Origin of the sequence: Maridesulfovibrio sp. (assembly GCF_963676065.1) — a bacterium.
In the GTDB taxonomy this organism is placed as follows: domain Bacteria; phylum Desulfobacterota; class Desulfovibrionia; order Desulfovibrionales; family Desulfovibrionaceae; genus Maridesulfovibrio.
On record NZ_OY780933.1, the window covers coordinates 3,362,021 to 3,388,241 of the forward strand.

The following is a 26,221-nucleotide window of genomic DNA, read 5'->3' on the forward strand; positions in this document are numbered from 1 at the left end:
GAAACAATAATGCCGAGTAAAACCATTAAAATATTTAAACGCATCTTCAGTATAAAAAATCTGTTAATTGTACTGCTTATCTTAACGGTGGCAGGTGGCACTTATAAGACAGTGAACTATCTCTGGAAAGAAAAAGGGAATGCTGTCCATGACGATCTGAAACAATATCAGCAGGCAGTTGTTGAGAATGAATCCGAAATGCTGTCTTCGCAATTGGTGAATTTTGTTGTGCGCGGAAAAGAACTTGCCCGCTCACGAATTTTCAGAATTGCAATGGACAGCTTGAACTCACCGGATAAGGAAGAAGTCTCCAAGGCTCTTGAGGACCTGAAAAACTTTGTAAAGGTCTGCGGTTTTTCAGCTGGATTTCTTTTTGAACCGGATGGAAACATCTATGCTTCAACTGTGGGACCGGACGAAAGTATCCGCAATGAATACAAGGAAGCAGTGCAGAACACCCTGCATAGCCGCACCCCTATATTTTCCCCTTTGCAAGGCATAAATAACGGCCTTGTGACCTACTTATTCGTTCCGGTATACGACGCATACGCCACCAGCACTTCAGAACCTCCGTCGCATATACTTATGCTTGAAGTCCCCATGACCCACATTCTGCGAGCTTTTCTGGGATCAGAAAGAACTTTTAAATACAAAAGCTCAATTCACCTTATACAACAGAAGGGAAAAACCAGCGAAGAGATCGTTTTCAGCTACCCGGAAAGCCTGAAGCTGCAATCCATGAAAGTTTCTTTAGACGGGGTCAGTGAGGTCGATTTCGGAGTAAGAACCGCACTTTCAATGACCAATCAGGTCTACTCTTCCGCAGAATTCATACCCGTTGTAAACTGGTGGGTAATGATCGAAACTGACGTGGCTGTGCCCAATAGGATTTTCACTGTTTACCGACACGAGACTATCCTTTTCGGAATTATTTCCCTTGCCGCGATAATTTTCTTTATCCTGACAATAAGATTCATTGCATCTACACGAAAATACCATCGTAAAAGTTCCAGACTGGAAGAAAAAATACCTGCTCTGCAAAAGGAACTGCAACTTCTGCGAATAGTAAATAACGCCCTGCCGGAACCAATAAGCCTGAAAAAAAGTGATAGCGGAACCTTCCTGCATGTAAATAAATCATTTGCGGATTTTACCGGACTGGGAAAAAGCGAAACCCTGAATCTGACCGACAATCAGGTTTTCGACCATAAGGAAGCGGAAGCACTTTCCCACGGCGATCAGATGGTCAATATGTCCAACAGCTCCTATAGCGAAGAAATGACTCTGACCCGAGGCATCTATACCTCGACCATGCAGGTAACCTTCCTCCCCTGCTCAATTGAGAAAGACGGAGACTCAATACTCACGGTATTCCGCGATGTCACTACGGAAAAAAACGCAGCCCAGAAGAGTATTGAAGTCCGCCAGCAGGTTATCAATGCGCTTATCAGGGCAGTTGAAAGTGTTCCATTTCTTGATGGTCATACATCGCTGATGCGTAAGCTGGCCCTTGAAATTGCAGAAACTCTTTTATTAAGTGATGCCGACTGCGCCACGGTAGAAGCGGCTGCCATTCTTTCACAGGTGGGCAAGACCTTTGTTCCTAAAGAAATAATGGAAAAAGAAGGTAAACTTACTCCCGAAGAAATCAAAGAAACCCAAAGATATATCGAACATACATGTAAAATTTTGGAAGGAGTTGAATTCGACCTTCCCATCATCCCAACCATATGGCAAATGCAGGAAACACTCGACGGTACCGGCTACCCCAACGGCCTCGAAGGCAAAAAGATATCCACTCTGGCCAGAATCCTCGGTGTAACCAACACCTTCAGCGCACTGGTTCAGAAACGTTCATACAGAAAAGCAAAAACTGCTCGACAAGCCGTTGAAATACTGCAAAGCATGGCCGACAAAAAATACGACAGTACGGTAATTGAAGCTCTCGGTGCGGTAATTGAAACTCAGGCCGGAAAAATAATTCTGCAGGAAAGTCATGTTGAAATTTAACAACAAATCCTGAATCTGAATTGAAAACCAATCTTTATCTTTGTTTTTAATTAACACCGACAATCCTATTTCATAATTAACACTTGCTTATAGCATTCTGTTTTCATTAAATTATAAAATGGAAACATACCAAAAAGCAATTCTCACCCCATGAGGACCAAATGAACTCTAATTTATTTCGAGATCTTACACTCATAATTATCCTATTCTCCTATCTCATATTCACTCCGCTGAATGCTCATGCTGTACCGGAGTCCATCGCCCTGCCTGCAGATAGTGCACAACAATTAACGAATCTGGGCAGCTCTCAAACTGAAACACTTAGTAACCTGCTGCAATATAAAACCGAGCTGAAAGAACAAATTCGGAGCGTTAAGAAGCAACTCAACAAATCAACCCAGCCCATAGACAAGGAAACACTTTCCGCTACTCTAGCCGACCTAAATCTACAGCTCCAGAACGTCCGCCAGAATTTCATTAAGGTAGCCACCGGACTCGATCTTTCTATTTTCAATGAAACCGGAAAACAGAACTTCGCCTGGCAGGAAGAAGTGGAAACTCTTGTACGGCCCCTGCTTCAAGAACTTAAAGAAATGACCAAGCGCCCCCGGCAGATTGAAAGGCTGAAAAGCAGGGTCGCATATTTTGAAAGTAGACTTCCCAGAGCTGAAGAAGCAGTTCAAAGCATCACGAATCTAATAAATGCAACTAAATCTGCTGACCTTAAAGAGGAACTGCAAAACCTGAAAGGAGAATTTGAAAAACACCAGACTAACATTGATAATCAGCTTGATGTTGCCCGCTTTGAGCTGAATGAACTTACCAAGGATAAACAATCCTTCTATGAATCAACCAAAAAAGTCATGGCTGTATTCTTCAAAAGCAGGGGGAAAAACATCCTCGTAGCCATGCTGGCCTTCGCCGGGGTATTCATTTTTTTCCGTTTTGTGGACCGAATATTCAAAAAAAGCTATCCGGTTTTCAAAGCAAAAGAACGGCCCTTCTACATTCGTCTGCTGGAAGTTCTTTTACTGATATTCACCGTTATTTCAGCAACATCAGCTTCACTTTTCACCCTTTATATCTCCGGTGACTGGTTCCTGCTCAGCATTGCAATCATATTTATTTTCGGAGCGCTGTGGACAGCCCGCGAAGGATTCACCCGTTATTATGAACAGGTAAAACTGATCCTCAACCTCGGCTCCGTACGTGAAAATGAACTGATGATATATAAAGGAATTCCGTGGCAGGTGGAAAGGCTTGCCCTCTTCGCAAAACTTAAAAATACAGCTTTAAGTCCCAGCCGGATCAGGGTGCCCATAGGCGAACTGGAAAATGTTATTTCACGTCCGGTAGGAAAAAATGAACCATGGTTCCCCTGTATGATTGATGACTGGGTAATCCTTTCAGACGGAGTTCGGGGAAAGGTGGTAAGCCAGTCCCCGGATATGGTCGAAGTGATCCAGCGTGGTGGAGCTTACATCACCTATCAAACCTCCGACTTTCTGGGACTAAATCCCAAGAACCTGTCCCGCAACTTCCGCCTGAAATCCGTATTCGGTATTGACTATGCGCATCAGGCCGACTGCACATCCACCATTCTTAAACAGGCAAAAGATTTTGTTTCGGCCAAATTGGAAGAAGACGACTATTCCAAATACGTTCTCAACCTGAACGTTGAATTTGAATCTGCTGGAGCATCATCACTCAACATTGTCATAATCGCCGATTTTCATAGGGATATCGCCGCACTATACGGACGATTACAAAGGGCTCTGCAACGATACAGTGTAGAAGCCTGCACTCACTTCGGATGGAATATTCCCTTTGACCAATTGGTTGTTCACAAGGCTGAATAACAACAACGGGGTGCCGTTTGCAGATGGCACCCCGTTTCTTATTTGCTTTTCTGAAAATTAATCTTTAAAGACCAACTTATGCCCAGCATCCAAAATATACGCTGTATACTTGTCGATGATGAAACTCCGGCTCTTGATGAGCTTAGTTTTTTACTCTCCGATTATAACGATATCGATATCGTAGGCACTGCCACATCCGCGACCAAAGGAATCGAGCTGATTACTGAAAAACAACCTGACCTTGTTTTTCTGGATATACAGATGCCCGGCAAAAACGGGTTCCATGTGCTACATGAGATTATGCAACTCCCCGAACCACCGCTTGTTATCTTTGCCACCGCATATGACGAATACGCATTGCAGGCCTTTGAAGAAAATGCCGTGGACTACATCCTCAAGCCTCTTTCCCGTGAGAGACTGAGAAAAAGCATCCAACGGATTCGCTGCTTGGCTTATGAGAATTGCACGGAAAAAGTAGAGTTACCGGATATGACTGCTCTACTTCACACCATGGGCATAGGCACAAAAGTGTTGCGCATCTCAGTGGAAGCAAGCGGACGTATAATGCTTATTGATCCCTCCGATGTAATCCTCTGCCGGGTGGAAGACCGCAAGATCATGATCTACACGAGGGAGGCTATTTTTCCCTGCTATGGTGATAAAACTCTGGACAAGCTTGAAGAACGCTTGCAGGGACAACCTTTTTTCCGCACCAATCGAAAAGAAATGGTCAACCTGAACCATGTGAGGGATTTCGCACCATGGTTTAACGGTAAATATGTGGTAACAATGAAGCATATTGAAGATCAGGAAATCATTATCAGCAAAGGTCGGGTTAAAGATTTCCGTCAACATTTAGGATTAGTTTGATGCCTGCAGAAAGACCGGGCCTTAAACCTTTTAGATAAAATATTTACAAAATTATTATGAATCCCGAAACATTAGTTATTACTTTAGCCGAACGTTTCGGCCTTATTGTTGCCGGAGCTTTTCTACTGCTGACCATTACTCCGGTCCATAAAATCGGTCTCCGCCAAAGCTCTCCCAAAGTCGATACAGCCATGCAGATTCTTATCTTCGGAGTGTGCGGCATATTAGGAACTTACGGCGGCAACTTCGTTTTTCAATCCGTTGCGAACCTGCGCGCCATGGCTGTTATCACCGGAGGACTTTTCGGTGGACCTCTTGTCGGACTCGGAGCAGGACTTATCGCCGGAGGACACCGCATCCTAATTGATCTCGGCGGATTCAGCGCCATCCCCTGCGGAACGGCAACCATGCTTGAAGGATTTGCCGCCGGAATCATATCCCTGCACCTGACAAACAAAATGGACTGGCGAGCCGCGGCAGGTCTGGCTTTCATCGGCGAGATAATCCATATGATCATGGTTCTCTATTTTTCCCACCCATATGAAGAAGCACTGCAGCTGGTAAAGCTGATTGCCATGCCTATGATCGTGCTAAATACCTTCGGAGCGGCACTTTTTGCACAGGTCATCAACATTGTCTTCCGCCACGGGACCAAGCAGGATTCTGTAAAAGCGCAGCACATTCTGGATATTGCAAATCTTACAGTCAGTCACTTACGATCAGGCCTGAACCTTGATTCGGCGCAGGCAACCGCTAAAATCATACAGGCCTACTTAAATGCCGCAGCTGTTGCTATTACTGATAACGTCAATGTGCTGGCCCACATCGGTGCCGGAGCCGACCATCACCTGCCCGGCAAGGAAATCCGCACGGAATCGACACTGAAAGTCTTGATCGAAGGCGAACCGCTATTCCTTGAAAATAACAAAAGAATCGGCTGTACCCATAAAGGATGCCCTTTCACTTCAGCGGCTGTAGTCCCCCTGCATAAAAACGGACAGGTTGTCGGAACACTTAAATTGTACGGCACCCGCAAAAACCAGCTTAACCAGCTTTCCTTTGAAATGGCTAAAGGACTGGCAAATCTCTGCTCCACCCAATTGGAATTAGAAGAAATCCAGATAAAGGAACAGATGCTGACCCATGCGGAAATACGCCGTCTACAGGCCCAGATTAATCCCCATTTCCTGTTCAATTCACTGAACACGGTGACATCATTCTGCCGCACCAATCCGGATCGTGCGCGGGAGCTGCTTCTGGAACTTTCTAAATACATGCGCAAAAATCTGGACAGTAGCCGGGGCTATGTACCTTTGCACGAAGAACTGGCTCAGTTGAACAGCTATCTCGCTATCGAGCAGGCCCGCTTCGGGGACCGGATCAAGGTCAACATCAATGTGGAAGAAGTGTGCATGGATTGGCCCATCCCGCCGCTGATTATTCAGCCACTGGTGGAAAACAGCGTAAAACACGGTCTCATGGGACGTGAAGAAGGCGGCACCGTGACCATTAATATTCATTGCGACAATGATGAAATGGATGTCTCCATCGAAGACGACGGCATCGGCATGACTCCGGAACAAATTGAAGCTATATACACCAGAAAAAAAATCGACTCCCGAGAAAAAGGAATCGGTGTTCGCAATTGCATCCAGCGGCTGGAGCAGATTTACGGTCCGCAATACAAGATGCTGATTACCAGCAGGCACGAGAAAGGAACCGAGATTTCTTTCCGGGTTCCCAAACTACGCACTGGAGTCCAGATGCGCGAGTTTGCGGGAAGCTCTATGTAGACGATAAATTTATACATATCCGACAAAAATCAAAGGGCCTGAAGTATAACTTCAGGCCCTTTTTAGTGAGCAAAATTTTGAAAAAACCTTTTATAATTAATCTTTTTTTAAACATATAAAAAAGAGATAAGCCAACCCGACAACCGGTACCAAACCGATCAACACCAGCTTGGGATTCCGCCCCAAGGCATTCAGTCTACGCACAAAAAGTGCGATGCAGGGCAGCAAAGTTCCTACTATAAACAGCCCGCTCAGAGTATTAATCACTTTTATCGCCAACGGATGAACAACAGCGTACCCCAAGAAAAGCAACACACAAATAATTACGCAATGATAAGCCGCAAAACAAGCAAACTCAGAGTAGTTTGCCTCTCCCTTAAAATCATTAAATCTCTTCAATATTTCTATGTAATGCTTCATTTATAAACTACCTCCTCCCACGACAATAACGACGTGTAACTGGGCAACTTGTCGGATCAATTGCTTTTCGTGTCAAGGATTTTCAAACTAACCGATTAAATTTATAGACCGAATACCTCCTCTCAAGAGCAATGAAAAATATGAAAAATTCAACATTCGCGAGCCCCTTTTTTTAACCGCAATTTTTTGAAAACACCCCTTGACGGAATACTGACGAATAACATACCTATCGGGCAGGTATAAAAACCTATCGAGTGGGGAGGTATTAATACCAACCCAGTTGATGGGGAATGAGGCGCGCCGGAACGGTCCATACGTATTTCCATTACACGGCTTTCCATGGGGGAAGTAACAGCCGGGAATAACTACGGAAAACCGACCGGAGCAACAAAGGTCGGAGTATCAAGCTCCAAGGCCAATTGCATTGAGAGGGGATCCATATCATGGCAAACGGAAAGAAACTATTGCGATTGTCCGGTATCCTGATTGTCCTGGCCGGGGTGCTCGGCTTCCATATGGAAGCGATGAGCATGGTCGGAACCCCACAGGAGAATGGCAACAAGCGTCCTGATCTGATTATGATCGACACTATTGCCGCTCAGGAAAAACTGGAACTGCCTGCTGTTGTGTTTCTCCACGATACACACACCAAGGCGATGGCTGAGCAGAACAAGGATTGTACTGCATGCCACGAAAAAACCGACGGGAAAGTAACCTACAAGTTCAAAAGACTTGAAAACGGTACCCCCGAACAACTCAAACAAATTTACCACAATGGTTGTATCAGCTGTCATGCTGCCGACGCCAAGGCCGGTCGTAAAACCGGACCTCAGGTCGGAGAATGCCGCAGCTGTCACATTGCCGATCCTGAAATCAAGGCTGAGCGCGCTCCCGCCGGCATGGAGAACGTTCTCCACTACCGCCACTGGGATTCCAAACTCATCGCCAAAGATGAAGGTCAGGACACTAATTGTGGAAGCTGTCACCACGTATACAACGATTTCGAAAAGAAACTTGAATACGTAAAAGGACAGGAAGAAAACTGTAGCGTATGTCACACAGCAAAGCCTGAGGGTAATGTCAAACTGACTACCTCCGAAGCCTACCACGGTCAGTGTGTAAGCTGTCACCTTGAGATGAAAGCTGCTAAAGCCGAGAAGACCGGTCCTGTCGACTGTGCTGGTTGCCACGGCAAAATGCATGAAGCGGACATCAAAGAAGACAACGCTGCGGTACTCAAAAAGCTGGGTGGAAAACTGCCCCGCCTCCCCAGAAAACAGCCCGACGCTGTTCTGCTGACCGCCCCTGTACAGGAAAATGCTGCTGCAAAAGCAAGCATGGCTGCCGTAGCTTTCAACCACAAGGCCCACGAAGGTTACACTGATTCCTGCAGCTCCTGCCACCATGCTACCATGAATAAGGCATGCTCCTCATGTCACACCGTTCGTGGTTCTAAAGAGGGTGGATTTGTCACTCTTGATCAGGCAATGCATAAAGCTGACAGCACCAGATCATGTGTTGGTTGTCATGCTGTTAAGCAGAAAGATCCGAAATGCGCAGGCTGTCACGAGCTTATGCCCCAGAACGCAATCAAATCCGAAGAAACCTGTAAGGTCTGTCACAACGGACCTGCTTCAACCTCCGGCGAGCCTGTCAAAATGGATGCCTCCGCCAAGGCTGCCATTGCGTCAAAGCTGATTATGGAACGCCCCGAGTCTCCGGCCCTGATTGCGGAAAAGGACATTCCCGAATTCGTGACCATCAACGTCCTTGAAAACGAATACAAAGCCAGCAAACTCCCCCACCGCAAGATCATCATGACCTTGGTTAACGGCATGAAGGGTGATGCAATGGCTAATGCTTTCCACAGCACACCTCTTACCGTGTGCGGAAGCTGTCATCACAACAGCCCAGCAAGCGCTACTCCTCCGAGCTGCGCCAGCTGTCACGGTGGTAAAGTTCAAGACGGACGTCCGGCCCTCAAGGGTGCTTATCACGTTCAGTGCATGACCTGTCATGACGCTATGAACCTCGAGAAGCCTGCTTCAACTGACTGCACCGCATGTCACGCGAAGAAATAGTAACGGATAGCCTGAAGGAGAACAGATAAATGTTACGCAGAACATTCCTCGGAATGCTGGGCGCAGCCTGTGTGGGAGCAAGTCTCCCCGCAGGGGCTGAGGCCGCAGGCCATGAGTTCAAAGGTTATCCCGGAAGCAAGGGTGTACTCTTTGACGCTACCCGCTGCATCGGCTGCCGCAAATGTGAAGCAGCCTGCAACAAGGTCAATAAACTTCCCGTACCGGAGAAGAAATTCGACGACCTGTCCGTGCTGGACACCAAACGCAGAACTGACGCCAAGACCTTTACCGTGGTCAATAAGTACGGCGGACCGAAACACCCCGTGTTCCGTAAGTCCCAGTGCAACCACTGTCTTGAGCCTGCCTGCGCGTCCGCATGCTTTGTAAAAGCATTCAAAAAACTGCCCAACGGCGCAGTTGTTTATGATGAATCGGTATGTGTCGGCTGCCGCTACTGCATGGTAGCCTGCCCCTTTGAAATACCGACCTACGAATATGACGAACCCCTGACCCCAAGAGTCATGAAGTGTACTATGTGCGCCCCCCGCTTAGCCGAAGGCAAACTGCCCGGCTGTGTTGAAGGCTGCCCCAAAGAAGCACTTGTCTTCGGTGAAAGGGATAAGCTGATAAAAATCGCCCGCGAGCGCATCCGCCGCAACCCCGACCGTTACGTTGACCATCTTTACGGTGAACACGAAATGGGCGGAACAAGCTGGATGTATCTTTCCGGCGTTCCTTTCAAGGAAATCGGCATGCGCGAAGACCTCGGCACCAAATCCGCACCTGAACTCACTGCCGGTGCATTGGCAGCAGTTCCCATGGTCGCAGGACTCTGGCCCGTACTTCTCGGAGGCATATACGCTGTAAGCAAACGCAACAGCAAAATTGCCGATGAAGAGCGCAAAGACGCAGTGGACAACGCAATTGCAAAAGCAAGCGCGGAAGCTGAAAAAACCCTTTCCGACGCTCTTGAAAAGGCTGATGTTGCCAACAAACGCAAGATCGAAGTCGAGGTCAAGAAAGCTGTGGAAGAAGCACTTGCTCCTAAAGAAGAGCAGGACGAAAACAGCGAGAAGGAGGAATCCTAATGTCCACTCCCGAAAACAACGGACCTAAATCGGTCTTCAATACCTTCAATCTGGTTGCCGGAACCATCCTTATAGTTGGACTGATTCTGACTGTAATCAGATTCACTCAGGGTATCGGTCCCGTGACCAACCTTGATGACAACAACCCGTGGGGAATCTGGATCGGATTCGACCTGCTCTGCGGTGTTGCCCTTGCAGCCGGCGGATACACAACTTCCGCTGCCTGCTATATCTTCGGACTTAAGCGTTTTCACTCTGCTGTACGTCCGGCAATCCTGACCGCTTTCCTCGGATACGCGCTGGTTGTATTTGCATTGCTGTACGACCTTGGTCGTCCGTGGAGGCTCCCGTTCCCCATCTTCGTTTCTCAGGGAACAACCTCCCTGCTCTTCGAAGTTGGTCTGTGCGTTATGCTTTACCTGACAGTGCTCTTCATTGAGTTCACTCCGGCCATGTTTGAATGGCTGGGCTGGAAGAAAATCAGAAACGTAGTTATGAAAGTAACCCTCGTTCTGACTATCTTAGGCGTAGTGCTCTCCACTCTCCACCAGTCATCTCTCGGCGCGCTGTACACCATTGCACCGTCGAAGCTGCATCCGCTGTGGTACTCACCGTATATGCCGCTGTACTTCTTCGTTTCAAGTATCGCCGCCGGTATGTCCATGGTTATTTTTGAGGGCACCCTGTCCCACAAAAAACTGCATCGCATGATGGATGAAGAATACTTGAAGCATCACGATGGTGTTATTCTAGGCTTCGGTAAAGCAGCATCTCTGGTTCTCTTCGGCTACTTTTTCATCAAAATGATGGGCGTGGCCTATGACAACAACTGGCACTACCTGACAACAGGATACGGCCTGCTGTTCATAACTGAAATGCTCGGCTTTGTGGCACTTCCCTGCTTCCTTTACGCAGTAGGTGTACGTGACAAAAACATCGGCCTGATCAAGAAAGCGGCGATAATCACCGTTCTCGGAATTGTATTCAACAGGTTCAACGTTTCAATGATCGCGTTCAACTATCAGCTGCCCGCAGCCGAAAGGTACTTCCCGAGCATGAGTGAAATCGGAGTTTCCGTATTCATCGTCACTCTCGGCGTTGTGATTTTCCGTTTCATCACCACCCGGATGCCCATCTTTTTCGAGCATCCCGACTATAAGGGCGACCACTAGGCCGCCCCGAAAGGAGACAAAAAAATGGAAGCACATAACCTCCAGGAATACTACACATTCACTAAAGGTATTATGTACCTTTTCATGGGTGGAGCATTGGTCGGTGCGACCCTGTTCTGGCAGTTCCTCATGGGCGGAAAAGCCTACCGTGACGAAAACAAAAAAGACTACGGCGACCACCATTAAGCGCTAGACGAGGAGAAACAAAATGTATGAACTTCTGACCGGGCCTATGTGCTGGCTGGTTTTCGCAATCAGCTTCGGCGGCCTGCTGGTGCGCGTAGTGCTCTACTTCAAGGGCCTCAGCCAGCAGCTCGACCGTGTAGCATATAAAGCCCATATGTCTTACGGACTTAAAGGTGCATTCAATTCAATAATCAGCTGGCTTAACCCCGTTGGCGCCCGCGGCTGGCGGACTAAACCCGGCTTTACCTTTATATTCTTTGCATTCCACATCGGACTGCTTGCAACCCCCATTTTCCTCGCTGCTCATAACGTGATGCTGCAGGAAAATCTGGGATTCAGCCTGCCGCAGATGCCCGCTTTTATGGCGGACCTGCTCTCCTGGACCGTGATAGTGGCCTGTCTTGCCATCATCCTGCGCCGCATCGCGCTCCCGGAAGTCAGAATCCTCACCACAGCTTATGATTACCTGCTGCTGGTGATCACTGTAGCTCCCTTCGTAACCGGCCTTATCGCCCGTTACCACATGGGTGACTACCAGTTCTGGCTGCTGGCCCATATCATTACCGGCCAAATCTGGCTGCTGTGCCTGCCTTTCACCAAACTCAGCCACTGCGTGCTCTTCTTCTGTTCCCGTGCACAGCTCGGAATGGACTACGGCATCAAACGCGGCGGCATGAAGGGCTCCACATTCTCCTGGTAACAGGAAGAAATATAGCCAACAGGAGAAAGAAAATGCCTCAAGGTAAGCTTTGTAACAGACAGCCGATCACAACTGATGAGCAGCTCAAGCTGACTCTCTCAGATAAGAGCGGCAAGCAATATTATGCTGAAATGGAACAACTGGATGTGGATACCAACGCTTTGTGGGCCACCATCCAGAAAACCCTGAAATCAAGAACCAAAACATGGCTCGAAATATGTGCCCACTGCGGCATGTGCGCAGACAGCTGCTTCCTTTATCAGGTTAACGACTGTGTGCCCGAGCAGGTTCCTTCTTATAAAATTCAGTCCACTCTCGGCGAAATGGTCAAGAGAAAAGGAAATGTGGATAACGAGTTCATGCGTCACTGCATGAAGGTGGCGTGGTCCCAGTGCACCTGCTGCAACCGCTGCGGTATGTACTGTCCCCACGGTATCGACATGGGTGTTATGTTCTCTTATCTGCGCGGTCTGCTCTACTCTCAGGGTTTCGTTCCCTGGGAACTGAAAATCGGTTCCGGTATGCACCGTGTCTACCGGGCACAGATGGACGTGACCACCGAAGACTGGGTTGAAACATGTGAATGGATGGCCGAAGAGACCGAGGAAGAATGGCCGGGTCTGACCATCCCCGTGGACAAACAGGATGCTGACATCATGTATACCTGTAATGCTCGCGAACCCAAGCACTACCCTGAAGATGTCGCTGAAGCGGCTATCCTCTTCCATGTGGCAGGCGAAAACTGGACCGTACCTTCCGAAGGTTGGGAACAGACATCACTGTCCATGTTCGCAGGCGACTGGGAATGCTGCAAAGATAACGTAAACAACGTTTACGACGCCATCGAGCGCCTTAATCCTAAACGTGTTATCGGCACAGAGTGCGGACACGCACACCGCGCAACCGTTATCGAAGGGCCCTACTGGGCCGGACGTGAAGACGGGCTGCCTCCCAAACCATACATCCATTACGTGGAATGGCTGGCTGAGGCATTGCGTGAGGGCAAGCTCAAAATCGACCCTGCCAAGAAAATCAAGGAACCCGTAACTCTGCAGGATTCCTGCAACTACGTGCGAAACCAAGGCCTCAAGAATGTAACAAGGGAAATTCTCAGCTATATCGTTGAGCCCGGTTACTTTGTTGAAATGGCACCCAATAAGGAACACAACTACTGCTGTGGCGGTGGTGGCGGATTCAACGGAATCGGTCGCTATCGTAACGAACGTAACGTGGCCCTGCGCAAGAAAATGGACCAGATTCTAGCTACTGGCTGTAAGCTGGTTATCGCACCTTGCCATAACTGCTGGGACGCCATCCGTGACCTTGAAGAGGAATATGAAATCGGCATCCGCTGGTCTTTCCTCAAGCCTCTGATCATTGGTATGCTCGATGTACCTGAAGGCATGCGAGTCGAATGGTAGTAACACCCGTCTCTCCGACAGGTGATCTGATATTGTCCGCAACGAACGAGGTGTCACATGTTTAAGAAAATCCTTTTGGCGACTACCGGCTCCCCCGCGAGCTTTGGTGCCGCCCGCGTAGCTTTCGACATGGCGAAACGCTACGGTTCCGAAGTAACCATCTTCCATGTTGTGGGAGTGCCTACCAAGGCATTCTCGCATGTTGTCAACGATGTGCGTACCGGTGAAGAAGTAGAGATTGATGAAGAATATCTCGCCTGGGTCGAAGAAGAACTCAAGACCACCTTCGCAAAACAGTTTGAAGGTGCCGACAACGCAAAAATCGTACTGACAACAGGTGTACCCGCTCGCGAAGTTCTTCGCGAAGCCCGCAAGGCAGACAGTGATCTCATCGTTATGGCCGCAAGCTCCGGTGAGAACACTTCCTTCCACAAAGGCTACCCCGGAAGTACCTTGCAAAAAGTGGCGAAAGCCGCTCGCTGCCCGGTCCTTTCCGTACACCGCGAATCCGCATCATACTGGGGCGGGTTCTCCAATATCCTTTTTGGTACCGACTTCTCCAAGCAGGCTGAGAGCGCATTTAAATTCGCTCTCTCCACAGCCCGCGAACTCGACTGCGACCTGACTATCTTCCATGCCCTGGACATCAGCGGCAAGGTTCTGGACCAGAATGAAATCGAGGAAAAACTGATTACCGCCCGCAAGCGCATCAGAGATACCTATGTCCCGCTTATGGGCGATTTCAAGAACTATGACATCGAAGTATGGGAAGGAACTCCCTACGTAGAAATCGTTAAGCTCGCCCGTGAAAAAAGCATGGACCTTATTTGCCTTGCTCACCACACAAATGAGCTTGATCCGGAAAGAGCACGTATCGGTTCCACTGTCGAACAGGTCATCTTAAGGGCAAACTGCCCGGTGGTCAGCGTCAGCAAGCCCGATAAAGTTTAGGCCGTAAGCACAACTGAATCGAATATATCGTATTCCCGGCAGCCGAACCATTCACACTGCCGGGAATCACGAAGGGGAAGATTCAACAGGAGGAGTTATTATGTCTAAGAAGATCTTAATTATAGATGATGATCAGGATATCCGTTCATACTTGGGAGATCTTTTCGGTGACAACGGTTATGAAACCGTTATGGCCGATGACGGGGCTGTTGCAATGGAGGTTGTAACAGCAGAAAAACCCGATCTGATCACCCTTGACCTTGAGATGCCGGGCGAGTGGGGCCCGCGCTTTTACCGTAAGCTCTCCCAGAGCGATGAATTCAAAAGAATTCCGGTAATCGTAATCAGCGGACTTCAGGCAAACAAGTACGCAATTCCCAAGGCTGTAGCCACCCTGACAAAGCCCTTCGACGCAGAAGAGCTGGTCAGAATTGTTAAAGAAACAATAGGCTAACGGGAATCCATTTTGAGGCCGGTCAGCAGCGTGTGCTGGCCGGCCGTTTTTTTTAACTTGAAAGAGTGCGGAACTACGGTGTAGGCTTCTCCCCCAACAGAAGGTTTATAACCTGCTGCAATACCTAAAAAGGTGACAAGCATGCCCAAAAAAATAATGGTCGTGGATGACGATCCGTATATTGTAGACTACCTTGTAAATGTTTTCGAGGATCACGGATACCTCACCTGCCGCGCTTTTGACGGAACGTCAGCCTATGATGTTGCAATGGCTGAGAAACCCGACCTGATCACTCTTGATCTTGAAATGCCCAATGAATGGGGGCCCCGGTTTTACCGCAGACTGACTCTGGAAGAGCAATTTACCGAAATACCGGTAATTGTTATCAGTGGACTGCCGGGAATACATATGGCCATCAAACGCGCGGTCGCAACTATCAAAAAGCCTTTTGACCCTACTGAGGTCATTGAGATTGTGCGAAAAGCATTGGGAGAAAATAGCGGCGAGGACTGATTCAGGTCCTGACCTTATTTTCAAGAAAGTCCGTTTTTCAATCTTTCGCGAGGTGCTTCGATGAGTAATAAAAAGCTGCTGCTGGTTGATGATGAAGAAGGTATCCGCCGTTTTCTGGGACTAACCCTGATGGACCTCGGCTATGAAGTGGAAACCGCTGAAAATGGAAAAGCTGCACTTGAGGTCATCGATCAATTAAATCCGGCGATTATTCTCACAGATATAAAAATGCCCCGCATGGACGGCATCGAATTGCTGAAAGCAGTAAAAGCCGACCATCCACACATCGAGGTAATTATGCTCACCGGGCATGGCGACCTCGATCTCGCTATCGAATCACTTAAATCCGAAGCCGCGGATTTCATCACAAAACCCATCGACAATCAGGTTCTGGAAATATCTCTGGGCAGAGTCATGGAAAAAATCCAGCTTAAAGCTCAGCTTCGCGAATACACTGAAAATCTTGAACGTCTCGTTGAAGAAAAAACCCAGCGCATAATTGAACTGGAACGTCAAAATGCAGCCTGTCAGGTTGTGGAAGGACTTAGCGAAGCACTTTCCAGCGCGGCCAACGAAGTTGAAACCGGCAGCGGCCTTTTCAACGAACTGCCCTGCCTTGTCTCCATACATAACCGCTATCTGGAAATAGTAGCCGCCAACGAACTCCTCAAGGAACGCTTGGGTGATGTCGTAGGCTACAACAGCTTTGATATATATTCTGATCGTGAATCAGCGGGGAATGCCTGTCCGGTGCAACGGACCTTCAAGACAGGAAAGGGCCAACGCAGCAAGGAAACTTTCGTAAGTAAAGACGGCACCGAAATTCCGGTTACCGTGTACACGGCTCCCATCCCGAACAAAGACGGAGACATTGAACTTGTACTCGATATTTCCGTTGATATGACCGAGCTCAAACGCCTCAATGACGAGCTGCTTGAAACACAATACAAATTTCAGCGTCTTTTTGACGAAGCGCCCTGCTATATTTCAGTCCAGAATCGGGATTACACAATAGCAGAAGTCAACAAACGTTTTCAGGAAGACTTTGACACCATACTCGGCGCACCCTGCTTCAATTCATACAAGCATCGCGAGCATCCATGTGAAGAATGCCCGGTGCAACGCTCCTTCAAAGACGGCCAGACCCATCAGATGGAAACCGTGGTTACGACCAAAAACGGTGAGCAGAAGAATATGCTGGTCTGGTCTGCCCCTATCCGCAACGCTTACGGCGAAATCAAACAGGTCATGGAACTGTCTACCGACATCACCGAAATCAGACGCCTTCAGGATCATCTTACCTCTCTCGGTTTCATGCTCGGTTCCATGTCCCACGGAGTTAAGGGCATGCTTACTGCTCTGGACGGCGGTATTTACCGGCTTGAATCAGGCCTGCGCAAGAACGATCAGGAACGCGTCGGCGAAGCAGCGGTGGTTCTTAAAAATATTGTGGGTAAAGTTAAGAAAATGGTGCTGGACATCCTTTATTACGCAAAATCACGCGAGATCGAGGTTGAACAAATTCCCGCAGGCCCGTTCCTGCGTGATACAGCATCGCTGGTTGCTTCCAAAGCCGCTGCCGCAAATGTCAAATTCAACCTCGATATTCCTGAAGAAATGGGCAGCATTGAAGTGGACAGCAGTTCAATGTCCGCCGCAATTGTCAATTTCCTTGAAAACGGGGTAGATGCTTGCGAACGGAAAATTCCCGGTCATGAATACTTCATCAACGTTTCAGCCCGGGATCTCGGCGACAGCATTGAACTGACTATCACTGACAATGGTGCAGGAATGGACCGCGAAACCCGGGAAAAAATATTCACCCTCTTCTTTTCGTCTAAGGGTAAACGCGGAACCGGAATCGGCCTGTTCATATCCAATCAGACCATCGAACAACATGGTGGACGCATCAGCGTTGACTCAGAACAGGGACAGGGAACCACCTTTACAATTACCCTGCCTCGTAAAGCTGAATTGAAAAAATAAGCTCCAATTTTACAGCGTGTGCGAGCATAGTATTATTGCGCTTTCAATCCGGACTGTATCCTGTTATAAAAATCATTAAACATCTAATAATCCAATAATATTAAGCCAATATATTTAAAATGAAACTTACCACACGCTCAAGATACGGCGCGAGACTACTACTCGATATCGCCCTGCACTCAGAAAACGGACCGGTGCCCAGCAAAGATTCCGCCCGCCGTGAAAACATCTCCCTAAAATATTTGGAAAAAATACTAAAAATATTAAAACATTCCGGATACATAATTGGAAAACGCGGCCCCAATGGCGGTAATGTGCTGACCATGGCCCCGGAAAAAATTACTCTCGGCAAACTCACTGAAGCTCTTGAAGGGGAAGATAAGATTCTGGACTGTGATGGCGATGTGACTACCTGCCCGAGAGCTGCTGTCTGTCTGCGCCGATCCATCTGGGATGACGCCAATCAGGCCATGTACAAAATGCTCGACTCATACACCCTTGCCGACCTGATCAAAGACGCTAATTTATGTCCCATGGACAGGCCTGAATAATTTTCAAAATTCAGGGAGCGTAATTTGTTCAATAAATACCGTCATACCCTGATCATGAAAATGATCTTCTCAGGTGGCATCACCCTGCTCCTGAGCATTATCCTCTGGACCAGCTTCAATGTAGTCTTTTTCAAGAAAAATGTTACGGGTAATATCCAGTCCGATATTGCCATGCTTTCCGATACCGTACTGCTCAGTCTGCATCATGCAATGATGCTCGATTCCAAAGAATTCATACAAAATGACATCAATAATATCACCAGACAGGGCGATATCAAATCCATCAGGATTATCAATAAAAAAGGGCAGATAATCTACTCCAACGACCCTGACGAAATCGGCAATCTTATCGATGTCAAGAGCCCGCCCTGCTGGAATTGCCATAAGCAGGATAATCCACCCGACACAATGAGCCTGGAACAGCGAACCCGCTTTAAAACAGTAAACGGGAAAAAGTTCATGGGCATCATGACTCCTATTCCTAATTCAAAAGGGTGCGCTCCCGGACCCTGCCACGTTCACTCTGTTAATGAAAAGCTGCTCGGGCTGCTGGATCTTGAAATTTCAACAGAGAAAAAAAATTCCATACTGGCGACATTTGAAAAAGCTAATTTCGGCATAGCGATGATAGTTTTTATCGCCACATTCGGGGCGCTTTTCATCTTTGCTTATAACTTCATTTTCAAACCCATCAGCAGGCTGATAACCGCCACCCGGGAATTCGGTTCGGAGCAGGATTTTGTTGAGATTCAGCTTGACCAGACTGATGAAATCGGAACGCTCGCCGAAGCCTTTAATATGATGGGCAAGCAGGTGCAGGAAAAGCATCGCGATCTGCTGGAACAGAAAGAAGAATACCGCGACCTTTTCGACAATGTCCCTTGCCTTGTTTGTGTTGTTGATCTTAATTTTCGCGTCATCCGGCACAACAAAGCGTATGAAAAGCATTTCGGACTTCCCCGCGGCAGGCAGTGCTATCAGGTAAACAAGAATCGTGACTGCAAATGCGAGCAATGTCCGGTGGAAAGAACCTTTGATGATCTCACCCCGCACATGAGTGAAGAATCCGGCCTTTCCAAGACCGGCAAACCCATACACTGGATCGTCTATACATCTCCCATCAAAGACCGGGAAGGCAACATTGTAGCCGCAATGGAAATGATGCTTGATATTACCCGGCGTAAGGAACTGGAAGAAAGTCTCGCCGCTTCCGAACAACGCTATCATGCTATTTTTGATTCAATTCCGGAAGCCGTGTTCGTGCTCGATGCGGAGAATTTAAACATACTTAATTGTAATGATCCGGTGGAAGAAATATATGGCTACACCCGTAAAATGATTCTTGGAAATTCCTTCCTGACACTTTTCCGGGAAGAGGAACAAGCAGATTATGAACATCTGCTTAAGGTTAAGACGGAAATAGGTCCCTGTTCACAATTCACGAAAAGCGGAAAATCCATTTACGTAATCCTGCGAATCTCTCCAGCTGATTTTGACGGCAACCGGACCCTGATCATAACCTGCAGCGATGTGACCAAAAAACTTGAAGCTGAACAGCAACTGATTCAAGCCAGCAAGATGAGCACTCTAGGAGAAATGGCTTCCGGGGTGGCTCACGAATTGAACCAACCGCTTGCTATTCTCAAGACAATCAGCAACCTGCTTTTACGCAAAGCTTCCCGAGGCCAGCAGGTGGAGCCTAAAATATTGCACGAGATGGCCGAAGGCGTTGACACACACGTAAACCGGGCCAGCAAAATCATCGATCACATGCGTGAATTCGGCCGTAAGTCGGACATGAAAACCATGCCGGTACAAGTAAATGATGTACTGCGGCGTGGGTTCGATTTCTTTAGCAGACAGTTGACCCTGCGCAACATCTATGTGGAATGGAACCTGAACAGTCACCTGCCCATAATTATGGCCGATTCCAACCGTCTGGAACAGGTGGTCATTAACCTGCTGATAAATGCCCGTGACGCCATAGAAGAACGCTGGAAAGATGCTGTTCCCCTTGCCGAAGACAAAAAGATATACATTTCCACGGACTTCACAGAAAAAATAATCAGCATTGAGATTTGCGACACAGGGCCGGGGATTCCCGGACACATACAGACCAGACTTTTCGAGCCCTTTTTTACCACCAAAGACGTCGGCAAAGGGACAGGACTGGGGCTGTCCATCTCTTATGGGATAATAAAGGACTATAACGGAACCATCGTCGCATCCACCAAACCGGATCAGGGAGCCTGTTTTACCATCACTTTCCCGCGCGGGGATAAAACAGAGGACGACTAAAATGCGCAATCATGACGGGAGCACAAATCAACTTTTGATAAATGTGTGGATATATTGTGTTCTTGCAATGACTTACTCAGTCTTATAGCCATATCACTTTTAAGATTCCAAGCTTCTGCAGGAGTTTCAGCCCACGCGGCAATCCAACAGACAATACTTTCCTTTTCCATCCGCATTACCCAGAATTGCGGATCTTCGCTGGAAGTAGCGTATTCACTTTGTGAAGATACCTCTATAGCAATATCACGAACAAGCTCCATATCTGAGTCAAAAGCGACGCAAAACTCAAGATATGACCACAGCCGGGAATCATCCAGATTTAAATTTGTAAATTCTTTTGTCAGCATTCGACTGTTAGGGATAACATAACGTTTCCAGTCCCAAGTCTTAATCTTAGTATGGGTTATAGAAATATCTTCAACCGTTCCGTATTGCTTATCAATAATGAGAGTATCCCCTACTCTGATCTGGCTGGAAAAACTAATTACTATACCGCATATCAGATTTTCAACAAAAGGCTTTGCCGCAATACCTACAATAACAGTAGTTGTTGCCACAATCACAGACAGCATAGTGCTTGGTACATTACCGATAAAAGGCATAGTCACAGCAAAAGCCCAAATAATAGCAACGAAATATAAAAAGGCCCTTTGTATCACAGTAAAACGTGACCTGACGCCTTTAATTATTTTCCTCTCCTGATGCTTTGTTTCTTTTGCTGTAAAAATCTCTGTCGGCATAGGTGAGAGTGTTTCCGGATCTGTTATTACAAGGCCTTTAATACGGGAAACACGACCTTCCTTATAAGAAGAGACCCTTATATTCACCCAAAAATACAAAATAAAAGCGACAATAGTCACACCTATAATATAAACAAACAACTCAACATCTTGGAATATAAATAATTCTTGAAAATCCATGATAGTTTCCCGCAATTGAATCAGGACATGACCCTTATCCTGAAAATTTACATTTAATATCAACAAAACATATAAATTTAATACGCCCAAAAAAGCTGCGCAAGCATTAAGATAATGCCCTGAAATTGTCTACAACTACAATTACTAAATCCAATTAAGCAAATTACGGAAAATTAAATTTCAGAAAAACAGTATACTTGATTTTAATTTTGCACCTGATTAGAATTTATTATCAGTGTACTACCGTACATATAAAACATGCAAACATAGGTAGCCAATGCCCGTTTATAAAAAAATACTCTCACTCTTATTTATACCTATTATTTATATTTCGCTGAATATTCCGTGTGCTACACAGTCTTTCGCAGCAGAAGAAATCAATTACAGATATATTACCAACCGCATAAACAGCTTTAATGAATTTGAATCTGAAGGAAGAATCAACTTCATTCAACAACAGAATTTTCTTGAAAACTCGCAAGAAGACTTAACGGCATGGCAGCAGAAATTTCAGCAGCTGTCTATTTCCGAAAAATATTCTCAGACTTCACCAGTTCAACGAAAGAGGGTCAAGCTTCAGCTGGACAACTTAGGGCGAGATATACAAAGGCTGGCAAACGACCTCAAACAAGCCAAAGAAAACTGTAAATCGCGTCTGGAAATTTTGAATTCCTACATGAAAGCATGGAGTCCCGCTCCCAAGGATGTGCCGGATGAAATAAAATCAATGCATTCGCAAGGAATTATTAAACTTAGAGAACTCAAAAACAATTCTCAGAAACAACTGCTTAAGATTGATTACTCACTAAAACTTGTCACAAGGCTGCAGGAGCGCCTTAATGCTTTGGAGCAAGGAGAGAAGAACAACCTGTTTCAATTATGGTTTTCATGGGTAACAGACAGCTCCGACCCGATATTTACCCCTGTATATTGGAACCAGATTCTGCCGGGGAAATCATGGCTGAACATAAAGATCTCTGAACTTGAAATAGAAATAGAACTTTTCAGCAGACGCATGATTTCATTCTCGCTTCTTGTATTGGGCATTTTCATCACCTGTATTTTTCTGATTCGAGTGATGGACAAAAGCGATTATTTTCAAAACCGATCCAGAATTGAAAGGATTAAATCTCTGCGTCTACTGTCCGCATCCTGTTTTTTCTTCGCAGTCTACGCCTCACTTAAATGGATATACCCGGAATCAATGGATGCAGCTGCAATTCCGGCTTTCGGTGCGTTTTATTGGGCGGTTCTAAAACTATCCAAATTAATTTGCCGACAAAAAAACAAGCTCATAAGCGGAGAAGCGAGGGCTTCTTTACTTTTCGTCATAAGCGCCCTTCTCTTGGCGCAACAAGTGCCGGCAAGAACTACTTCATTTTTATTTTTACTGATACTCCTCCTGCTTTGGAGCTATGCGGTAATTGACGCTTGGAAAAAAGACCGTCTACATGGAGTTTCACTGGTCGCAAAGCGGAACAGCCTATTTTCACCCTTCTTCCTTATTGCAATGTTTGGCTACGGACGCTTGGCCTGCGTGCTTTTCATTCTCTGGTCGTTAACACTATTCATCAGAGGATTCGGGACAGCATGGGCGCAGATCCTTTTTATAAGAACCGAAATGAGTGTGGAATTAAAAAAAGGTTTAGTGCGCAGCCTCGCCGTTCCTGCCGGATGGGCTATCGGATTCGGAATTGCCGCCTTCTGGATGATGGACTTTTTCGGCTACAGTGCGGTGTCCGGCATTATGGATATACACTTCACTCATGGTGAATATTCAATATCTTTTGGAAGCATTATATGGCTGGCAATTTTCTTCTTTATGACGAGACAGTGCGTATCCGCCTTCAAGGTATCCATTGAATATGTAGGAAGCAACTGGCCAAAGGCAAAAAAAGGGGCTGTTCCGTCCATACAAACTTTATTCTCCTATGCGGTATGGTTTCTATTTTCACTGATAACGTTAAACATACTTGGTTTAAGCCTTACAAGCATTACAGTTATTGCCGGTGGTTTGAGTGTCGGCATAGGATTCGGCCTGCAAAACATTGTTAACAATTTTATTGGCGGATTAATTCTTTTGTTTGGACGATCAATTCAACAAGGTGATGTTATTGAACTGAACAACCTATGGTGTACAGTAAAAAAAATTAACATCAGAACAACTCAGGTAGAAACTTTTGAAAATGCCGTAATCATAATACCTAATGCGGACTTAATAGCATCGCAAGTTACTAACTGGACCAAGAACAATGCAATAATCAGGCGCGACATACTTGTTGGTGTTGCTTATGGGTCGGACATAATCAAAGTACGTGATATACTATTTAAGATAGCCGAAGAACATCCTCATGTTTTAAACTATCCAAAGCCATATGTTCATTTCAATAATTTCGGCAGCAGCAGTTTGGATTTTATACTACGAGTATGGATTGATGACATTGACGTTACACTGGTCACACTATCAGAAATCAGATTCTCAATAAATGAAATTTTCCGGGCTGAAGCCATTGAAATAGCATTCCCGCAATTAGATTTGCATTTAAAAAACGCCATTGATGAACGTATAGCATCTGATAGTTAATGGCATTTTGATTTTGACGACAACAAGACAAAAAGATACAATATGCCTAACTTAACAGGATGTTCTCATAAAAATTGGGCAGTTAATATCATTGTCTATATGCTCATACGTCAGCATCGGGCACAAAAAAATCAATTACCAAAGCCCTCATCCCCTAAAAGATTATAACACATATTTATTTTATTGCTATGACAACTACGAGCTCGAATCAGCAGGAAAATACCCACCCATTGTCTTCCATAGAAAATTTTTCATTTGAAGAATTTATTGAAACTACAAATGACCTTTTCACGCAGGTAGATCCTGACGGTTTTTTTCTATACGTCAGCTCTTCATCGATAAAATACTACGGCCTAAAACCGGAAGAATGCATAGGATTGTATGCATTTAATTTTATTCACCCTGAGGATAAGGAAAAGAGTACTTCTGCATTTAATGATTGGTTAAAAAAATCAGATAAAAGCTTTTCTCACATAAACAGGCTAATGCACAAAGATGGCAGTTACCATTACATGTTATGGACAATAACTGCCGTTAAAGACTCTGAGAACAATATAAAATTATTTAATAGCATAGCAAGAGACATCACATCTCAAAAAGAAGCAGAGATTGAACTCATTGAAACTCAAAGTAAGCTAAAAGAGCTGGTAGAGCATCAAACAGAACAGCTTAATCTTGCAGCTGAGATATTCAAGCATTCCTCAGAAGGTGTTACAATAACAGATAGTAAAAATACTATTATATATGTAAACCAAGCTTTTACTACTATTACAGGCTATTCACAAGAAGAAGCAATAGGACAAAGCCCCAGCCTTCTAAAATCTGACAGACATGATTCGTCTTTTTATGGATTGATCTGGTCAGCCATTAAAAATACCGGTTCGTGGGAAGGCGAGATATGGAACCGCCGCAAAAACGGAGAATTGTTTCCGGAATGGCTTTCAATAAGCACCATTACCTCCACTACTGGCGAAATAAAACATTATATCGCAGTTTTTCGTGATATATCTGAAGCCAAGGCAAAACAAAAACAGATCCAACATCAGGCATACCATGACGCACTAACCGGCCTGCCTAACCGGGAGTTACTTATAGACCGCCTCCGCAAGGCTATAATTTCTTCAAAAAACAATAACAAATATCTTGCCTTGCTGTTTATCGACATAGATAATTTTAAAAACATCAATGATTCATTCGGCTATGTCGTTGGAGATAACCTTTTAAAAAAAGTAGCCGCTAGAATTAAAGGTTTCATCAACAAAATAGATACCGTAGCTCGCCCCGGCGGAGATGAGTTTGTGATTATGCTTAAAGAGGTAAAAGAAAAGCATGATGTTGTGATCATGGCAAATAGCATCATCAAGCTATTTTCTCGCGCCTTTACTATTAAATCACAACCAGTAACCCTTACTCCGTCCATTGGAATCGCAGTCTACCCGGATGACGGTGACACAGCTCACGAATTAGTCCGAAACGCAGACACAGCTATGTTCAAAGCAAAGCAAGAAGGACGAAACAGCTATCATCTATTCACTGCGGGACTGACAGCTCTGGCTCGAAAACGAATTTCACTTGAAAATGAGCTCAGAAAAACGGTGTGGGAAAAAAACTTGACTGTTTTTTACCAGCCGAAAGTAAGCTTGCTCACTGATAAGATCATAGGAATGGAGGCTCTGGTAAGATGGATAAAACCGGACGGACGTATTATTTCTCCAGCGGAGTTTATTCCATTGGCAGAAGAGACAGGTCTCATCATTCCGATAGGAGAACAGGTACTTGAAACGGCCTGCCTAGACACCATAGCCTTAAATAAACGCTTCAACACGAACCTTAAAGTTTCTGTTAATTTATCCTTGAGACAATTCAAACAAAAGAATCTTCTGCAAACAATTTTGGATATAATCACTAAAACTTCGATAGATCCAAGTTGCCTCGATCTTGAGATAACTGAATCTACAGTCATGGACGATATTGAACAGACAAAAAAGACTTTAGACAAATTAGCAGACAGTGGAATTACATTATCAATTGATGATTTTGGGACAGGATATTCTTCCATGGCGCATCTTAAAAATTTACCGATGCACGTACTAAAGATAGACCAATCTTTTGTTTCCGGTCTTCCACACAACACATCAGACAAAAAAATTGTAAAAGCTATAATATCACTTGCTAAAAGCTTTGATCTTTCTACCGTTGCAGAAGGCATTGAGACTTATGAGCAATGCACCTACATGAAAGAACTTGGATGTGACATTATGCAAGGGTTCTATTACAGCCCCCCTGTACCAATCGATAAATTTTCGACCCTGCTTTCAGATTCATTATAAAGCAGACTAGAAGTATTCCATCTACTTTGAACAA

The 26,221-nt window shown here is 45.8% G+C and carries 20 protein-coding genes; 18 read left to right on the forward strand and 2 right to left on the reverse strand.

Going from position 1 to position 26,221, the window contains the following annotated elements; translation table 11 throughout:
- The first annotated feature begins 9 nt into the window (after positions 1 to 9).
- From ACKU35_RS15125 to ACKU35_RS15140, 4 genes are all read left to right on the forward strand, one after another.
- A complete protein-coding gene (locus ACKU35_RS15125; protein WP_319760433.1) occupies positions 10 to 2,010 on the forward strand; it encodes an HD domain-containing phosphohydrolase in 2,001 nt (666 codons plus the stop codon).
- Between the two features lie 161 nt (positions 2,011 to 2,171).
- Positions 2,172 to 3,869 carry a hypothetical protein gene (locus tag ACKU35_RS15130; RefSeq protein WP_319760435.1) on the forward strand — a complete coding sequence of 566 codons (1,698 nt, stop codon included), beginning with the start codon at positions 2,172 to 2,174 and terminating at the stop codon, positions 3,867 to 3,869.
- A gap of 78 nt (positions 3,870 to 3,947) precedes the next feature.
- Positions 3,948 to 4,739 carry a LytTR family DNA-binding domain-containing protein gene (locus tag ACKU35_RS15135; RefSeq protein ID WP_319760437.1) on the forward strand — a complete coding sequence of 264 codons (792 nt, stop codon included), beginning with the start codon at positions 3,948 to 3,950 and terminating at the stop codon, positions 4,737 to 4,739.
- 56 nt (positions 4,740 to 4,795) lie between these two features.
- The gene (locus ACKU35_RS15140; protein ID WP_319760439.1) at positions 4,796 to 6,532 is read left to right on the forward strand and encodes a LytS/YhcK type 5TM receptor domain-containing protein; all 1,737 of its coding nucleotides are present in this window, start codon (positions 4,796 to 4,798) and stop codon (positions 6,530 to 6,532) included.
- A gap of 96 nt (positions 6,533 to 6,628) precedes the next feature.
- On the opposite strand, the gene ACKU35_RS15145 is transcribed toward ACKU35_RS15140, so the two are convergent.
- Positions 6,629 to 6,952, reverse strand: coding sequence for a DUF805 domain-containing protein (locus ACKU35_RS15145; protein WP_319760441.1), 324 nt, complete (start codon positions 6,950 to 6,952; stop codon positions 6,629 to 6,631).
- Between the two features lie 443 nt (positions 6,953 to 7,395).
- On the opposite strand from ACKU35_RS15145, the gene hmcA reads away from it, so the two are divergent.
- From hmcA to ACKU35_RS15205, 12 genes are all read left to right on the forward strand, one after another.
- Positions 7,396 to 9,033, forward strand: a complete 1,638-nt coding sequence (hmcA, locus tag ACKU35_RS15150; protein WP_319760443.1) for a sulfate respiration complex hexadecaheme cytochrome HmcA — start codon at positions 7,396 to 7,398, stop codon at positions 9,031 to 9,033.
- Positions 9,034 to 9,062: 29 nt separating this feature from the next.
- Positions 9,063 to 10,121, forward strand: coding sequence for a sulfate respiration complex iron-sulfur protein HmcB (gene hmcB / locus ACKU35_RS15155; RefSeq protein ID WP_319760445.1), 1,059 nt, complete (start codon positions 9,063 to 9,065; stop codon positions 10,119 to 10,121).
- Positions 10,121 to 11,293 (forward strand): sulfate respiration complex protein HmcC, encoded by a 1,173-nt coding sequence (gene hmcC, locus ACKU35_RS15160; RefSeq protein ID WP_319760447.1) that lies wholly within the window; start codon positions 10,121 to 10,123, stop codon positions 11,291 to 11,293. The genes hmcB and hmcC overlap by 1 nt, the downstream gene beginning before the upstream one ends.
- Positions 11,294 to 11,317: 24 nt before the next feature.
- On the forward strand, positions 11,318 to 11,479 hold the full coding sequence (gene hmcD / locus ACKU35_RS15165; protein ID WP_319760449.1) for a sulfate respiration complex protein HmcD: 162 nt from the start codon (positions 11,318 to 11,320) through the stop codon (positions 11,477 to 11,479).
- Positions 11,480 to 11,501: 22 nt separating this feature from the next.
- Positions 11,502 to 12,179, forward strand: a complete 678-nt coding sequence (gene hmcE, locus ACKU35_RS15170; RefSeq protein ID WP_319760451.1) for a sulfate respiration complex protein HmcE — start codon at positions 11,502 to 11,504, stop codon at positions 12,177 to 12,179.
- A 32-nt stretch (positions 12,180 to 12,211) separates the two neighbouring features.
- Positions 12,212 to 13,600 (forward strand): sulfate respiration complex iron-sulfur protein HmcF, encoded by a 1,389-nt coding sequence (gene hmcF / locus ACKU35_RS15175; RefSeq protein WP_319760453.1) that lies wholly within the window; start codon positions 12,212 to 12,214, stop codon positions 13,598 to 13,600.
- A 57-nt stretch (positions 13,601 to 13,657) separates the two neighbouring features.
- Entirely contained in the window at positions 13,658 to 14,551 is an 894-nt protein-coding gene (locus tag ACKU35_RS15180; RefSeq protein ID WP_319760455.1) for a universal stress protein, read from the forward strand.
- Positions 14,552 to 14,651: 100 nt separating this feature from the next.
- Positions 14,652 to 15,005, forward strand: a complete 354-nt coding sequence (gene divK, locus ACKU35_RS15185; protein WP_319760457.1) for a DVU0259 family response regulator domain-containing protein — start codon at positions 14,652 to 14,654, stop codon at positions 15,003 to 15,005.
- 141 nt (positions 15,006 to 15,146) lie between these two features.
- A complete protein-coding gene (gene divK / locus ACKU35_RS15190) occupies positions 15,147 to 15,518 on the forward strand; it encodes a DVU0259 family response regulator domain-containing protein (protein ID WP_319760459.1) in 372 nt (123 codons plus the stop codon).
- A gap of 60 nt (positions 15,519 to 15,578) precedes the next feature.
- Positions 15,579 to 17,504: a response regulator gene (locus ACKU35_RS15195; protein ID WP_319760461.1), complete on the forward strand. Its 1,926-nt coding sequence runs from the start codon at positions 15,579 to 15,581 to the stop codon at positions 17,502 to 17,504.
- A gap of 119 nt (positions 17,505 to 17,623) precedes the next feature.
- On the forward strand, positions 17,624 to 18,055 hold the full coding sequence (locus ACKU35_RS15200; protein ID WP_319760463.1) for an Rrf2 family transcriptional regulator: 432 nt from the start codon (positions 17,624 to 17,626) through the stop codon (positions 18,053 to 18,055).
- Positions 18,056 to 18,079: 24 nt separating this feature from the next.
- The gene (locus tag ACKU35_RS15205) at positions 18,080 to 20,353 is read left to right on the forward strand and encodes a PAS domain S-box protein (RefSeq protein WP_319760465.1); all 2,274 of its coding nucleotides are present in this window, start codon (positions 18,080 to 18,082) and stop codon (positions 20,351 to 20,353) included.
- On the opposite strand, the gene ACKU35_RS15210 is transcribed toward ACKU35_RS15205, so the two are convergent.
- Positions 20,350 to 21,273, reverse strand: a complete 924-nt coding sequence (locus tag ACKU35_RS15210; RefSeq protein WP_319760466.1) for a mechanosensitive ion channel domain-containing protein — start codon at positions 21,271 to 21,273, stop codon at positions 20,350 to 20,352. The two genes, ACKU35_RS15205 and ACKU35_RS15210, sit on opposite strands and share 4 nt — an antisense overlap.
- Positions 21,274 to 21,550: 277 nt before the next feature.
- Between ACKU35_RS15210 and ACKU35_RS15215 the strand changes: the two genes are divergently transcribed.
- Positions 21,551 to 23,857 carry a mechanosensitive ion channel domain-containing protein gene (locus tag ACKU35_RS15215; protein WP_319760468.1) on the forward strand — a complete coding sequence of 769 codons (2,307 nt, stop codon included), beginning with the start codon at positions 21,551 to 21,553 and terminating at the stop codon, positions 23,855 to 23,857.
- Between the two features lie 230 nt (positions 23,858 to 24,087).
- Complete coding sequence (locus tag ACKU35_RS15220) at positions 24,088 to 26,187, forward strand: EAL domain-containing protein (protein WP_319760470.1); 2,100 nt, start codon at positions 24,088 to 24,090, stop codon at positions 26,185 to 26,187.
- Positions 26,188 to 26,221: the final 34 nt, after the last annotated feature.